At 61.0% G+C, this 15,213-nt stretch carries 13 protein-coding genes; 6 read left to right on the top strand and 7 right to left on the bottom strand.

Annotated features, from left to right (window positions below; translation table 11 throughout):
- Positions 1–2: 2 nt before the first annotated feature.
- From AC3Y64_RS17290 to AC3Y64_RS17275, 4 genes are all read right to left on the bottom strand, one after another.
- The gene (locus tag AC3Y64_RS17290) at positions 3–1,388 is read right to left on the bottom strand and encodes a UbiD family decarboxylase (protein ID WP_489984621.1); all 1,386 of its coding nucleotides are present in this window, start codon (positions 1,386–1,388) and stop codon (positions 3–5) included.
- 232 nt (positions 1,389–1,620) lie between these two features.
- Entirely contained in the window at positions 1,621–2,526 is a 906-nt protein-coding gene (locus tag AC3Y64_RS17285) for an amidohydrolase family protein (RefSeq protein ID WP_008081961.1), read from the bottom strand.
- 4 nt (positions 2,527–2,530) lie between these two features.
- A complete protein-coding gene (locus tag AC3Y64_RS17280; protein ID WP_008081962.1) occupies positions 2,531–3,460 on the bottom strand; it encodes an amidohydrolase family protein in 930 nt (309 codons plus the stop codon).
- 352 nt (positions 3,461–3,812) lie between these two features.
- Positions 3,813–4,703, bottom strand: coding sequence for a LysR substrate-binding domain-containing protein (locus tag AC3Y64_RS17275; protein WP_489984620.1), 891 nt, complete (start codon positions 4,701–4,703; stop codon positions 3,813–3,815).
- A gap of 118 nt (positions 4,704–4,821) precedes the next feature.
- On the opposite strand from AC3Y64_RS17275, the gene AC3Y64_RS17270 reads away from it, so the two are divergent.
- The 6 genes from AC3Y64_RS17270 (at position 4,822) to AC3Y64_RS17245 (ending at position 12,074) form a co-directional block, all read left to right on the top strand.
- Positions 4,822–5,286, top strand: coding sequence for a (2Fe-2S)-binding protein (locus AC3Y64_RS17270; RefSeq protein ID WP_159815707.1), 465 nt, complete (start codon positions 4,822–4,824; stop codon positions 5,284–5,286).
- A complete protein-coding gene (locus AC3Y64_RS17265) occupies positions 5,286–7,499 on the top strand; it encodes a xanthine dehydrogenase family protein molybdopterin-binding subunit (protein WP_489984619.1) in 2,214 nt (737 codons plus the stop codon). The genes AC3Y64_RS17270 and AC3Y64_RS17265 overlap by 1 nt, the downstream gene beginning before the upstream one ends.
- A 6-nt stretch (positions 7,500–7,505) precedes the next feature.
- On the top strand, positions 7,506–8,399 hold the full coding sequence (locus tag AC3Y64_RS17260; protein WP_489984618.1) for a LysR substrate-binding domain-containing protein: 894 nt from the start codon (positions 7,506–7,508) through the stop codon (positions 8,397–8,399).
- 188 nt (positions 8,400–8,587) lie between these two features.
- Positions 8,588–10,084 carry a helix-turn-helix transcriptional regulator gene (locus AC3Y64_RS17255; protein WP_489984617.1) on the top strand — a complete coding sequence of 499 codons (1,497 nt, stop codon included), beginning with the start codon at positions 8,588–8,590 and terminating at the stop codon, positions 10,082–10,084.
- A gap of 136 nt (positions 10,085–10,220) precedes the next feature.
- Positions 10,221–10,478, top strand: coding sequence for a DUF1652 domain-containing protein (locus AC3Y64_RS17250; protein ID WP_489984616.1), 258 nt, complete (start codon positions 10,221–10,223; stop codon positions 10,476–10,478).
- Between the two features lie 1,002 nt (positions 10,479–11,480).
- On the top strand, positions 11,481–12,074 hold the full coding sequence (locus AC3Y64_RS17245) for a trimeric intracellular cation channel family protein (protein ID WP_256671480.1): 594 nt from the start codon (positions 11,481–11,483) through the stop codon (positions 12,072–12,074).
- A gap of 70 nt (positions 12,075–12,144) precedes the next feature.
- On the opposite strand, the gene AC3Y64_RS17240 is transcribed toward AC3Y64_RS17245, so the two are convergent.
- The 3 genes from AC3Y64_RS17240 to AC3Y64_RS17230 all read right to left on the bottom strand — a co-directional run bounded on the left by AC3Y64_RS17240 (position 12,145) and on the right by AC3Y64_RS17230 (position 15,205).
- Entirely contained in the window at positions 12,145–12,912 is a 768-nt protein-coding gene (locus AC3Y64_RS17240; protein WP_007911074.1) for an SDR family oxidoreductase, read from the bottom strand.
- A gap of 22 nt (positions 12,913–12,934) precedes the next feature.
- Positions 12,935–14,002, bottom strand: a complete 1,068-nt coding sequence (locus tag AC3Y64_RS17235) for a phosphotransferase family protein (protein WP_489984615.1) — start codon at positions 14,000–14,002, stop codon at positions 12,935–12,937.
- A gap of 234 nt (positions 14,003–14,236) precedes the next feature.
- Entirely contained in the window at positions 14,237–15,205 is a 969-nt protein-coding gene (locus AC3Y64_RS17230) for a 2-hydroxyacid dehydrogenase (RefSeq protein WP_489984614.1), read from the bottom strand.
- Between the last annotated feature and the right edge of the window lie 8 nt (positions 15,206–15,213).

Genomic DNA, 15,213 nt, shown 5'->3' with positions numbered 1-15,213 from the left:
GTTCACGACTCAAGCCCTTTGAGCAGAGCCCGGGCGCGCTCCAGAACTTCCTGATCGAGCTGCGCCTTGATCCCGTCAAAGCCTGAACCGCGTGTGGCATCCAGGCCCATCCGCGATGTCGTGCCATTGACGGAGGACGACGGGTCCAGTGGACTGCCGGGCAAACCGTCAATGATGAAAATATCCAGATGCGGCTGGAAGTGCGTGGCCAGTGCCCACAACACCTGGCTGTCGTCAGTGATGTCGATATCGCTGTCCACCGCAATCACGGTTTTCAGGTACGGATCCCAACCGAGCAGGGCCAGCATGATCTGCCGCGCCTCGCCATCGCGGCTCTGGTCCAGCGCCACATAGCAGTGAAAATGCGTGCCGGAATTCGGGTAGTGCACGGCGGTGACGGCGGGGAACCGTGCCCTGAGTTTTTCGCTCATTTCGGCTTCGCGGGGCAGACGGGCGAGGGTCAGGTGTTCGGCGTAGCGGCCACCCATCACGTCGACCAGCCAGGCGTCTTTGCGCTTCAACAGGGTGTCGACGCGCAGCACATTGTTGGTCGAACGATCTGAGGAATAACCGCTGAATTCGCCGAATGGGCCTTCCTCGGCGTAGGCCGCCGGGTCGATGGCGCCTTCGAGAACGAACTCGGCGTACGCCGGCACACCGATGCCGTAGCGCGGGGTTTTCACCAGTTCCAGCGGTGCACCAAACAGTCCGCCAGCGACGGCGCGTTCATCGGCGCCATAGGGCAAGCGTGCAGCGGCGGCGAGCATGAACAGTGGATGCGCTCCGACGACCATTGCCACGCGCAATTCTTCACCCCGTTCGCGCGCGGTTTGCAGCATCCGCCACAGGTGTCCGCGTGAGTGCAGACTGGTGGCGAGGGCCTGGCGCGCGTGGCGCATCGAGCGGTGGTAGCTCATGTTGGCGACGCCGGTCAGCGGGTCTTCAGCGATGATGATCGCGTTGGTGATGTATGGGCCGCGATCACTGTCGAAATGCTTGAGCATCGGCAGCAGCGCCAGATCCAGCGCTTCGCCTTCGAACACTTCATCGAGGATCGGGCCGCTTTCTATGTAGCGCGGAGCGATGGGTTGGTTGGCGCGAGACTGAAAGGTTTCGTGCAGTTGCGCAGGCGTTACGCCAAACAGCCGGGCGATGCGGGTTCGCGAGGCGAACAGGTTGGTCGCCACCGGCACGCCGAGGTTGCCGACGTTTTCGCAGATCAGCAGTGGATCGCGGCCCTGGGCGGCGAGGGCGTCGACCAGGGCGGTGACGTCCTGATCGGCGGAAATCGGTGGGGTGACGGTCAGCACATCGTCCGGGTACTCACGGCGATAGGCGTCGATGAACACGTGAAAGTCCTGAGAATCGCCGAGCGTCGAACGGGTCATGGTGTCACCTCGTAAAAAGCAGGCACGCAGGGGTGAGAGACGTTCGATCAAGCAGCCGTTGGCCTGCCGGTCGAGCGAAACGCCGGGTCATCTTCGTGCCTGTAAAGTCGCTGTGTGCCTGGGTTGAACACCGCTCCCCTGCTGGCGATAGCGGTGGGTCATTCAGCAATGACGGTGATTGATGCACCGCTATCGCTAGCAGGGCTAGCTCCCACAGGGGGTTTGTGTGTGGCTACAGGTATGTGGTGGTCAGGCGAATGTCGGCTTCGGCCAGATCCTTGGGCGGTGGCGTCGGTTCGATCCCGCACAACCGGGCGATGTTATTGCCCAGGTAATCCTCGAGATGATCCTCATCGATCCCCAAGCCCTGCGGTGCCGGCGAGCACAACACCTCAAGTTCCCTCAGCCACATCCCCGGTTCGTTCGGCGGCGAATCGGTGCCGAACACGATCTTGTTGCGCGGCAGTTCCTTGGCGAACTCGACGATCCGCGACTGGAAGCACCAGCCCGATTCGCAGTACACGTTCGGCGTGTCCATCGCCATCCAGAACGCTTCGAACGAGTAGTTGCCGCCGGTCTGGATACCGAAGTGACCGATGATGAAATTGACCATCGGGAACTCGCGGATGATGGGGTAGAACATCGTCGGAATCGTGTACGGGCCGTCGCCGGTGTGGATCAGCACAACAATGTTGTACTTGGCGCAGACTTTCATCGCCGGACGCAGCCAGTCGAGTGCGCGATCCGGGCGATAGCCGTGCATGTTGGCGTGCAGTTTGAGCATCTTGAAGCCGTATTCCTTGATGTGGAATTCCAGCTCCGCCGCACCGTTTTCCGGTCCCCAGCGCGGGTTGAAGTTGAAGTTGCCGATAAAGCGATCCGGGTATTTCATGCACAGTTCGGCGATATACGACATGTAGTCGCGCACGCCTTCACGGCCCCGACGGTTGCCGTCGCGATAGCCAGTGTTGCCCGGTGGCGGCTGGATGAAACCCATGTCGATGCGGCGTGGTTTGCCGTTGATCATGTACGGGCCGTCCATCAGTTTGAGCATGCGCTCGCCGGTGAACGGTTCGCCGGTGTGGCGCCAGGCCTCGTCGACCAGGTTGGTGGGGTGCAGATGGGTGTCGATAATCATCGGTTCAGCTCCTGGCCAGTTGAGTGGTGACGGGACGCTTGAGTTGCGCCTCTGCTTCGGAAACGGAACGCGGTGGCGGGGTTGGCTCGAGGCCGATCATCCGCGCGGTGTTGTTGCCCAAATAGTCTTCGAGGGTGTCCTCGTCGAGGTTCAGGCCTTGCGGCGGCTCGTGACACAGCACTTCGAGCAGGCGCAGCCACATGCCCGGTTCGTTCGGCGGTGTGTCGGTGCCGAAGAGGATTTTGTGCGTCGGTAAGACCTTGGCGAATTCGACGATCCGCGATTGCAGGCACCAGCCGGATTCGCAGTAGACGTTGGGCAACTCCATCGCCCATTGCATCGGTTCGAACACGTAGACGCCGCCGGTCTGCACACCGAAGTGGGCCATGATGAAATTGACGTTTGGGAATTCCTTGATCATCGGCACCCATTCCGACGGGATGCTGTAAGGCCCGTCGCCGGTGTGCAGCTTGACCGGGATGCCCAGTTCGGCGCATTTCTCGAAGCACGGGCGCACCCAGTCGAGCGCGCGGTCAGGACGGTAGGCGTGCATGTTGGCCTGCATCTGCACCATGCCAAAACCGTGTTCCTTGACGTAACGCTCGATCGCTTCGACGCCGTTTTCCACGCCGCAGCGCGGGTTGTAGACGAAGCAACCGATGAAACGATCCGGGTAGGTCTGGACCATTTTCAGGGTGTAGGCCATGTAGGCATCGATGGATTCGCGGCCGGTGAGGTCGCCGTCGGTCCAGGTGTAGATCGTGTTGCCCTGCGGCGGCTGGATGAAGGCTTTGTCGATACGGCGCGGCTTGCCGTTGACCATGTACGGGCCATCCATCATCTCCAGCAAACGCTCGCCGGTGAACGGGTCACCGTCATGCCTCCAGGCGAGGTCCACGAGATCCGTGGGATAGCAGCTGATATCGATGATCATTGAAGTCGATCTCCTGATAGCGGGGAAGGGAGCCTTGCGGCTCTCGGCATCCACGTCCCGGGCAATCGGCCGTTTCTATGCGCAAGACACGCGCATTCCCTCGCCTGTTCGCATCCGGCCCGGGTGGGTGGCTGCTGAGGTCGAGTATTGGAAAGGGGGGAGGGGTTCGTACAATATTAATTGGGCGGGGTGGTGATACTTGTTCGATATGGTTTTGGTTTTGTGGTGAATGCGCCGGCCTCATCGCTGGCAAGCCAGCTCCCACAATGATCGAGGTGTTAATCCGATCTGTGTCGCAACACAAAAAACTGTGGGAGCTGCGGTGCGACGATTCGACTTGCCAGCGATGGCGTCAGGATTGTGTACGCAGGGCTAACTGCTTGATCACCTCAACCACCGGCGCCACACGCTCAGCCTGCCCATGCGGCCACACCGCGTAAAGGTTGTAATGCGCGGCAATCTGCGCCTCGTTCAACGCCACCAACCGCCCGTTGCGCAACGCATCGGCGGCCAACAATCCACGCACTAACCCTGCGCCGACACCGGCCTCGGCCGCCGCAATCAAATTCGCCGCATTATCAAAAATCACCCGCGCCGGCGGTTCGCTCGGGGTCATGCCGGCGGCATCCAGCCACGGAATCCAAGACCGCCGCGTATACCCCAACAACGGCAACTCAAGAATCTGCGCCGGGCTCAACGGCACCTGCAAACCATAGCGCTCCAGCAATTCCGGGGAGGCCACGGCCAACACTCGATCGCCACAAATCTGCGTCATCTCGCAGTCATCCCAATCGCCATAGCCGTAGCGCAACGCCAGATCCACCCGCTCAAACGTGCTGCGATCACTGCGCGGCATGGACAGCAGCGTCACCTCGTAATCCGGCAGTCCATCGAGCAACTGCGGCAAACGCGGATTGAGCCAGCTCTGTGCCAGTTCGCTGTCCACATCGAGGGTCAACCGTTGCGCGACGCTACGGTTTTTCACCGAGGAGATCGCCCGGTCAATCTGCGCCAGACCGTCCGACAAGACACTGGCAAACAACTGCCCGGCATCGGTCAGGTTGCTGCCGCCACCTTCACGCACGAACAACGGCTGACCGATGAAATCCTCCAGTGCGCGAATCTGCTGGCTGATCGCGCTGTGGGTCAGATCAAGTTTGCGCGCAGCACTGGAAAAACTGCCGCTGCGCGCGGCGTGGATAAACGCGCTCATGGACTGCACCGACGGGTATCGCTTGTACATGTTGTTAGTCCTGCTTACAGCGGTTGGCAGAAATCGTCGCTGGCCGGGTTTTGCTCGGGGTTCCAATAATCGGTGACCAGGCCCGCACAAAGACGGGCCGCTCTTTCGGAGCCTGACAATGATTGCATTCACGGTTAACGGCGAACGACGCGAGCTGGATGAAGCGTCCTCCTCCATGCCCTTGTTATGGGTACTGCGTGATCAACTGAAACTCACCGGCACCAAGTTCGGCTGCGGGATGGGCCTGTGCGGTGCCTGTACCGTGCACCTGGACGGCGTCGCGGTGCGTTCCTGCCAACTGCCAGCGGCCGCCGTCGCGGGCCACAGCATCACCACCATCGAAGGTTTGTCGCCAACGGAAAACCATCCGCTGCAACTGGCCTGGGTCGCCGAAGATGTGCCGCAATGCGGCTACTGTCAATCCGGGCAGATCATGTCCGCCGCCGCGCTGCTCAACACCGGTGCGGCAGTGACCGACGATTCGATCCGCAATGCGATGTCCGGAAATATCTGCCGCTGCGGCACTTACGGGCGCATCAACAAAGCGATCAAACGTGCGGCGAACGCGCCGAAGGAGGCCTGATGAGCCTTGTCGACGACACCCGCATCGAACTGCCGCGCCGGGTTTTTCTCAAGCAAGCGGCGACCGTCGCGTCCGGACTGGCGATTGCCCTGTATCTGCCCGGCGGCATCGCAGCCACTGACCCGAAAGCCATGGCGCCGGCCAACGAGTTCGAACCGAATGCCTGGGTGCGGATCTTTCCCGACGGCACGGTGAAACTGGTGGTGCACAAGCACGATTCCGGCACCGGTACGCAAACGGCATTGGCCGCGTGTGTGGCGGAAGAGCTGGACGTCAACCCGATGACCGTGCAGGTGATCACCCCGGAAGATCCGTTTTTCGAAACCTACATCCACCCGGTCTGGAAAGTCTTCTCCACGGGCGGCAGCACCAGTGTTTCCCTCGAATACGATCGCCTGCGCATGGCCGGTGCGACGGCGCGGGCGCTGTTGATCTCGGCAGCGGCGAAGCAGTGGAAAGTCAGCCCCGACAGTTGCACCACCGAAGAAGGCCGGGTCGTGCACACGGCGAGCAAACGCAGCCTCGGTTACGGCGAACTGGTCGGTGTCGCGGCGAATCTGTCCGCCCCGACCAACGTCACGCTGAAAGATCCGGCGCAGTTCAAATACATCGGCAAGCTGCGCCACAAGCGCGATGCGGCGGCCAAGGTCTGCGGGCGCTTCAAGTACAGCATCGACGTGCAATTGCCGGGCATGCTGGTGGCGGTGATCCAGCGTGCACCAGTGGTCGGGGCGAAGGTTGTCAGCGTCGACTCGGCGGCGGCGCTAAAGGTGCCGGGCGTGCGCAAAGTGCTGGCGATTCCGGGGCGTCCGGATGTGCTCGGCGGCAATCTGGAAGGCGTCGCGGTACTGGCGGACACGTTCTGGGCCGCGCAGCAGGGCCGCAAAGTGCTGCAGATCAAATGGAGCGATTCGCCTCTGGCCGGGTTTGATAGTGAGCAGTTGTTCAGCGCCCAGGCCAAGGCCATTGGCGATCCGAAAGCACAAACCGTCAAAGCCATGACCCAAGGTGATGTCGTCGGGCAATGGGCGGGCGCGGCCAAACTGATCGAAGCCGATTACACCATGCCCTACAAGGTGCAAAACCCGCTGGAACCGATCTGCATCACCGCGCAGGTCAAGGACAAAGCGATCACCTATTGGGGCGGCGTGCAGGTGCCATCCTCGGCGCTGGAAGCGGCGCAAACCGTGTGCGGGATCGACAAGGCCAACGTCACCATTCATGAGCTGGTTTCTGGCGGCAGCTTCGGGGCGCGGGAGGCCAAATACTGGTTGTTCGAGGTCGCGTACCTGGCGCAGAAAACCGCTGTGCCGGTGAAACTGCTGAACAGCCGCGAAGATGAAATGCACGCGCTGTTCAATCATCCGGCGACGTTGCATCGGGTCAAAGGTGCGCTTGATGCCCAAGGCAAACTCAGCGCGCTGCAACTCCATGCGGTGTCGCCGGCCTCGCCGGAGCAGTGGGAGCCGGGTTACTTCGAGCGGCCAGACAAGATGGATTACAGCACCACCGAGGCGATCACCGCGTGGGACTTTGCCTATCGTCTGCCGCATCTGGAACTGAACTGGGTCAAGCACGAAAGCAACGTGCCGAGCGGTTGGTATCGTTCGGTGAGCTTCATTCCCAACGTGTTTGCCGTGGAAAGCTTCATGGATGAACTGGCCCACGCGGCCGGTGCAGATCCGCTGGCGTTCCGCTTGGCCAATATGCAGGAGCGGCCACGACATGTGGCGGTGCTCAAGCAGGCTGCCGAGCGCGCCGGATGGGGCCAGCCGCTGCCTCCGGGCACGGCGCTGGGAATCGCGACCAATCAGGGTTACACCAGTTTTATCGCGGTGGTTGCGCGGGTGGCGACGGTCGATGGCAAGGCGAAGGTCGAGAAGCTCACCTGCGTGGTCGATTGTGGTTTGGCGGTGTCGCCGGGCGGCGTCGAAGAGCAAATTTACGGCGGCTTGATGTGGGGGGTCGGCCACGCCTTGTTCGATCGACTCGATATCAAACAGGGCAGGGTGGTGCAGAGCAATTTCCACGATTACCGCGTTACGCGTATGTCGGATATGCCGGTCACGGACATCCTCGTGCTGGACGGTGAGCCGAGCAAACCCGGAGGTGTCGGCGAGCTGGGCAGTCCTTCGGTGGTGCCGGCCATCGCCAATGCGTTGTTCGCGCTGACCGGCGTGCGCCAGCGTTCGACGCCACTGAGCCTGGGATAAATCGCCATGGACCTGCGATTGCTGCGGTACTTCATGGCGTTGGCCGATGAGCTGCACTTCGGTCGCGCTGCCGAACGCTTGCACATCTGCCAGCCACCGCTGAGCCAGCAGATTCGTTTGCTGGAGGAGGAACTGGGCACGCCGTTGTTCGAGCGCAGTCATCATCGGGTTGAACTGACGGCGGCGGGGCAGATGCTCAAGGAGCAGGCGCCGCTGGTGTTCGAGCAGCTGGATCGGGCACTGGACCTGACGCGGCAGACCGGGCGCGGGCAGCTCGGTGAGCTGGAAATCGGCATGATCAGTTCGGTGATGGTCGGTGTGCTGCCCAAGGCGTTGCACCTGTTTCGCGAGCGCTATCCGCAGGTCAATTGGCGGTTGCACGAGATGACCCCGGCAGCGCAGGTCAAGGCGTTGAAGGAGAAACGCATCGACGCCTGCGTGTTTCGCGTCGGCTATGACGATCCGCTGTTGCGCAATGAATTGCTGATCTACGAACCGATTCATGTGGTGATGCCGGCGGATCATCCGCTGGCGCAACGCGAGGTGCTGGCCCCGGCGGATCTGGCCCAGGAGCCGTTTGTCGCGCTGGAACTGAAGCAGTCGCGGTTCGCCCATTTTCTTTACCAGTGCTGCATTCAGGCCGGGTTCACGCCGCAGATTCGTCAGCAGGTGATCGAGGTGCAGACGTTGTTGAGTCTGGTGCGTGCCGGGTTTGGCGTGGCGCTGTTGCCGGCATCGATTGCGCAACTGGCGCCGGCGGGGCTGGTGTTTCGGCGGCTGACCCCGGCGTTGCCGGAAGTGCCGTTGTATGCCACGTATCGGGCGGATGATGGTTCGCCAGTGCTCAAACTCTTCCTCGATACCTTGCGTGAACTCATCGAACCCTCGAATCCACACTAATCCCTGTGGGAGCTAGCCCTGCTGGCGATTGAGGTGGGTCAATCAACACCGATGTCGACTGATAGATGGCTTTCGCTAGCAGGGCTAGCTCCCACGAGAAAGGGTGGTGTTCCGAAAATATTGGCTCGGCACGATCACCAACCCGTGCGGTCGTACTCTTCACATGGCGCATCACTTGTGGAGATCCAATGAGCCAGGAAGTCCTGACTACCGAAACCAATCGCCGCCAGTTGCAGCAGATCATCGCCGGGCTGTCCGACGGGGTGATCCTGCTGGAGCTGGATCAGAGCATTCTCTGGGCCAACGAAGCCGCGCTGGCCATGCACGGTGTCAGCCGGATCACCGACCTGGGCCACAATGCCGCCGAGTACGCCAAACAGTTCAATCTGCGCTATCGCAACAATCACTCGATCCCCACCGAAAACTACCCGATCAGCCGGGTGGCGCGCTGTGAGAGTTTCAATGACGTGCTGATCGAAGTGTCGCCGACCGATGACCCGGAACGCACTTGGGTACACAGCGTGCGCAGCATGATCCTCACCGATCGCGAGGGTCAGCCCGAGTCGCTGGTGCTGATCATGAGCGACGTCACGGACTGGGCCAACGCCGAGCAGCGCTTCGAAAAGACCTTCAACGCCAACCCGGCACCGGCGGTGATCTGCCGCCTCAGCGATCTGCGCTTTATCAAGGTCAATCCGGGGTTTCTGGACATGACTGGGTACACCCGTGATCAGGTGATCGGCACTTCGGCCTATGAAATCGACATCTTTGAACGGGCCGAGCAACGGGATCTGGCGATTCAGCGCTTGCGCGACGTGGCGACCATTCCGCAAATGCAGGCCGAACTGCGCTTGCCCGATGGCAGCAGCAAGCAGGTGATCGTCGCCGGCCAGCCGCTGCTGCTCAACGACGAGGACTGCATGTTGTTCTCGTTCGTCGACATGGAGATGCGGCACAAGGCTGAGGTGGCGTTGCGCCAAAGCGAAGAACGCTTTGCCAAGGCCTTCCGCCTGACGCCGGTGCCGATTCTGATCTGCAGCGCCGACGCGCAGCAGGTGATCGATGTGAATCAGGCGTTCCTCGAAACCCTGGCTTACGACAGTGAGGAAGTGTTCGGTAAAACTGTCACGCAGCTCGACTTCATCAGCGACAACGGCGCCCGTGCGCGGTTGCTGACGGCGTTGGAAAACAGTGGGCGGGTCAATCGGGTTGACGTGCAAGTGCGCAAGAAGGACGGCGACTTGCTCGAATGCGCGTTGTCCGCCGACACCGTCAATATTCAGGACATGCCGTGTTATCTGCTGGTACTGATGGACATCACCGAGCGCAAACGCACCGAGCTTGAGCTGGTGGCGGCGATTGAAGAGGTGATGAAGGATGCTTCGTGGTTCAGCCGTACGCTGATCGAAAAACTGGCCAATGTGAAGAAGGTCAACTCGCCGCAACTGCCGAGCGTGTCGTTCACTGATCTGACGGCGCGCGAGCGCGATGTGCTCGGGTTGATTTGTGAAGGACTGGCGGACAAGGAGATCGCCGCTCGGCTGAAACTGGCGCTGAACACGGTGCGCAACCACGTTGCGATGGTGTATTCCAAGCTCGATGTGCACAGCCGCAGCGAGGCGATTGTCTGGGCACGCGAGCGTGGTTTGTTTGCCGGGGACTCAGGTGCCAAGGGCCAGCGCTAAGGTGCAAATGCACTAGTTCAACTGGTGCAAATGGAGGTATTGGTGGCGGGGGACTGTTCTTAGTCTGGTGGGGTGCGATACGAGCCTGTTGGGCTGGTGATCGTGTCCCCTCTGAAGTAACTGAAGGACAGCCGTAATGATGAATCTTGCGCAGTTGCGCGCGCAGCTTGAGCGGAGTTTTTCGCCGCTGGCGTGTGAGTGTCTGGTGGATGGCGATCATTCTTTGACGGTGAAGCTTTATCACCCGGTGTCGGGGCAAGTCGATCTGGTGATCAGTGGGCTGAAGCTGGATGCGTTGCGTACGCCGGAGTCGGTCGAGGCGTTGATTGAAGAGTTGCGGTATGAGTTGGGGAGTAATTCTTTGCGGTCTTCTCGGGATCCGGATTTGGTTTAGGTCTTCGGTTTAGGTCTCAGGTTTAGGATTGGGTGTATATCCGTTTTTCAGGGTGTTGCGGATTACGGTTTCGCCCTTACGGCGAGTCCCTTTGGCAAACGCCGGAGTGCCGGCCCAGCCCAAAGGAACCAAAGGTCTTTCACCCTGACGTTCGGCCCTCGCTGTGGCTCGGGTTCCTTCGCTCCGGGATCGATCCGGGCGCAGCGCCTACGGTTTGCTTCGCTGCACCTCCTCTCGCTGTGTTTGGCTGCGCCAAACGGTCGCTGCGCTCCCACCCCCGGATCAATCCCTCCACTCAGCCTGCCGACGGGCCTTCAGATCAAAAGCGGTACTCGAGCTTGCGCTCATTGTTGAGTGGTGCGGCTGCGCCGCGTGCTTCGCACTGGGGGAGCTGGCCCTGCCAGCGATGGTGCCCTCCCAACCGACGCATATCGAACTGGATGCACCCAATCCAATTGTGGGAGCTAGCCCTGCTGGCGATGGCGCCCTCCCAACCGACGCATATCGAACTGGATGCACCCGTTCCAACTGTGGGAGCTAGCCCTGCTAGCGATGGCGCCCTGTCTGGCCCTGCACATTTGAATCTGCAAACCCTTTCGATCCCCCACGCAAAATCGACAGCCATTGACCTCCAATACGGCGCTTTACTGGCACATGCGGGCCTGTCGGCTATAAAGAATGAGTGGTCAGGTCTCTCGTGGTCGGTTTGGGCGCGGGAGTGGCTCTTCCATTTATCGCGGGTCGTCCTATGAACAATCCTGGGAAACGCGTGTTGCCGTTGGCTTTTTTCGTTGTGCTGTTGGCGGGTTGTGCCAGTCCGCCGCCGCCTCCACCTGTCGCACCGCCTCCACCACCGGAACGCACTTGTCAGGTCCTCGAAAACACTGAGGTCTCCGGTGATATGTACGTCGACGAACAGGTCACTCGCCACATCACCACCACCCGTTGCGTCACGCAATAGCGTCGGCGGGGCGTAAGTCCCGGGTTGAGCGGATTGTGCTGGTGGCCGATCTGGTCGGCACCGCGGTGTTCGCGGTGGAAGGTGCCATTGCGGCGATGCGCAGTCAGCTCGACTTGCTCGGGGTGATGGTGATTGCGTTCATCGTCGCGCTCGGCGGCGGGGTGACCCGTGACTTGCTTATTGGCGCTACGCCACCCAATGCCGTGGCCGACTGGCGCTATCCGGCGCTGGCGTTCTTCATGGGCGGGCTGGCGTTTGTTTTTCATGAGCAGGTGCTGGGTTGGTCCGGTTCGACCTTGATCGTGTTGGACGCGGCGGGCCTTGCGCTATTTGCCGTGGCCGGTGCGCAGAAAGCGTTGAATTTTGGCATTACGCCGTTTGTGGCGATGTTGATGGGCACGATCACCGGCGTTGGTGGCGGGGTGATTCGCGACATTGTGCTGGCGCGGATACCGGTGGTGTTGCAGGCGGATTTGTATGCGAGTTCGGCGTTTGTCGGAGCGGCGGTGTTGATCATCGGGCGCAGGCTGGGTGTCTCACCGGTGGCGGCGGCGTTGCTGGCGGGGGCGGCGTGTCTGGCGTTACGCTTGCTGTCGGTGCATTTTGGCTGGCAGTTGCCCAAGGTCCAAGGCTAAACCCTTTCCCTGTAGGAGCAGCCTTCGGCAGCTCCTGCAGGGGCGGGATCAGTTCAAGATTTGAGCGGGATCAGGACAGAAACCCGCCATCCACATTCAACGCAACACCCGTGGTGTAACTCGACGCATCACTGGCCAAATACAACACCGCACCCGCCATTTCACTCGGATCGGCCACGCGCTTGAGCGGGATCTGCGTCAATGCCTGCTTGAGGATTGCATCGTTCTTCACCAGTGCCGAGGCGAACTTGGTGTCGGTCAAGCCTGGCAGCAGGGCGTTGCAGCGGATGCCGAACTGCGCGCATTCCTTGGCGAAGACTTTGGTCATGTTGATCACCGCGGCCTTGGTCACCGAGTAGATGCCCTGGAAGATCCCCGGCGAAATACCGTTGATTGACGCAACGTTGATGATGCTGCCGCCACCGTTCTCACGCATCAGCTTGCCGGCTTCCACGGACATGAAGAAGTAGCCGCGAATGTTCACATCGACGGTCTTCTGGAACGCGCCGAGGTCGGTGTCGAGCACGTTGCAGAATTGCGGGTTGGTCGCGGCGTTGTTGACCAGAATGTCGAGGCGGCCGAATTGTTCCTTGATCCCGGCGAACACCTGGGCAATCTGCTCCATTTCACCGATGTGGCACGCCACGGCAGTCGCTTTGCCGCCAGCGGCGATGATCGCGTCGGCGACGTGCTGGCAGCCGTCGAGTTTGCGGCTCGAGACGATCACGTGGGCGCCTTGCTGGGCGAGCAGTTTGGCGATGGCTTCACCGATGCCACGGCTGGCACCGGAAACGAAAGCGATCTTGCCGTCGAGGTCGAACAACTGAGTCTTGGACATAGGGGTTCCTTGGTGTGGGCCGTCAGAGGCTCGATTTCGCGATGACTTGCAGGCTCATTTGCTCCAGCAGTTTGTTCATGTGAATGAACTGCGCGAAGCGTTTGTCCTGGGTCTGGCCATGGTAGAAGCGGTAGTAGATCTGCTGCACGATGCCGGCCAGACGGAACAGGCCGTAGGTGTAGTAGAAGTCGAAATTGTCGATCTGGATGCCCGAGCGTTCGGCGTAGTAGTCGACGAACTCGCGGCGCGTCAGCATGCCTGGCGCGTGGCTCGGCTGGCGGCGCATCAGTTGCACCGGCGCCGGATCATCGGCCTGAATCCAATAGGCGAGGGTGTTGCCCAGGTCCATCAGCGGATCGCCGAGGGTGGTCAGTTCCCAGTCGAGCACACCGATGATCTGCATCGGGTTGTTCGGGTCGAGGATGACGTTGTCGAAGCGGTAGTCGTTATGGACGATGCTGGAGGTCGGATGGTCGGCGGGCATCTTGTCGTTGAGCCAGGCTTTTACCGCTTGCCAATGGGGCGCATCGGGTGTCAGGGCTTTTTCATAGCGCTCGCTCCAGCCTTTGATCTGGCGGGCGACGTAGCCTTCCGGTTTGCCCAGATCGCCGAGGCCGCAGGCGTTGTAGTCAACGCGGTGCAGTTCGACGAAGCGGTCAATAAAACTCTTGCACAGTGCTTCGGTTTTCGCCGAATCGAGGCCCAGTTCCGGCGGCAGTTCTGAGCGCAGGATGATGCCGTTGACCCGTTCCATCACATAGAACTCGGCGCCGATCACCGATTCGTCGGTGCAGTGCACGTAGGCTTTCGGGCAATACGGAAAACCGTCGCGCAATTGATTGAGGATGCGGAATTCGCGGCCCATGTCGTGGGCGGATTTGGCCTTGTGGCCGAACGGCGGGCGGCGCAGGACGAATTCCTGGCCTGGGTATTCCAGAAGATAAGTCAGGTTCGACGCACCGCCGGGGAACTGGCTGATCTGCGGCGTGCCGGTGAGGCCCGGAAAGTGCGCCTTGAGGTACGGATCGATCAGGCTGGCATCGAGTTCTTCGCCCGAGCGAATACGGGTGGACTGGTCAGTAAGCGCCATGCTTATCCCTTCTGCTTATTTTGGAGGCCAGACATCATTGGCTAATCTAATGGCGCGCCCGATTGCTCACAAGCGCGGTGCGGTCTTATAGGTTAGCGTGTTGCCGGATAATCAGCGTTCCGAATAAGCACAAGAGCCCACCGTGTAGGAGCTGCCGAAGGCTGCGATCTTTTGATCTTATAAAAGCAAGATCAAAAGATCGCAGCCTTCGGCAGCTCCTACAGGTCAGTCAGATCAGTGCACGCGTTGGTTGCTGAGTTTTGGCGGCAGGGCAATCGGGGTGAGCACCGGTTGCCCGGAGAAAAACGCGACGAGGTTTTTGCCCACCAGTTCGACTGTGCCTTGAGTGGCCTCCGGTGACAGGCCGGCGACGTGGGGTGTCAGCAGCACGTTGCCCAGGCTCTTGAGGGCATCCGGCACTTGCGGTTCGTGGTCGAACACATCGAGCGCCGCGCCGGCAATTCGCCGTTGCTCCAGCGCGCTGATCAGATCCGCCGTGGCAATCACGCTGGCGCGGGCGATGTTGACGATAAAGCCGTTCGGCCCGAGCGCATCGAGCACCGCCCGGGTGACCAGATGCTGAGTGCCGATGCCGCCGGGCGTGGCGACGATCAGAAAGTCCGAGGCGCGCGCCAGCTCGGTCGGTGTTGAGCAGAAGGTGTACGGCACCTCGTTGCGCACCTGGCGGCTGTGATAGCTGATCTCCATGTCGAAGCCCAGGTTGGCGCGTTTGGCGATTGCCAGACCCACCGCACCCAAACCGAGAACTCCCAGGCGTTTGCCGGCCAGCGATGGACGCATGATTTTCGGCCATTCACCTCGGCGGACCGCCGCATCGCAACGGGGAATATCGCGCACCAGCGCCAGCAACATGGCCATGGCATGGTCCGCCACTGACGAGGCGTTGACCCCGGCGCCATTGGTCACGGTGATCCCGCGATCACTGGCGGCTTGCAAATCGACCTGCTCGTAACCGGCGCCGATCACGGTGATGATCCGCAGGGCCGGCAGCGCAGCGATTTCGGCGGCGGTCAGGCCCAGCGGGCCACGGGTCAGCACCGCATCAATGCGACTGCCGTGGGTGGCGATGGCTTGGGCACGTTCGGCTGGCGTCGGCGCCAGAATCAGGTGAAAGCCCTGATGTTCGAGAATCGGTAAATAGTCATTGATAGTTTCAACCAGTACCAGAACGGTGGCGGGCATTGCGCGGC

The sequence above is a fragment of the Pseudomonas sp. 4CAES_32.4 genome, assembly GCF_058136335.1.
This window is presented reverse-complemented; position numbering and strand designations above follow the sequence as displayed.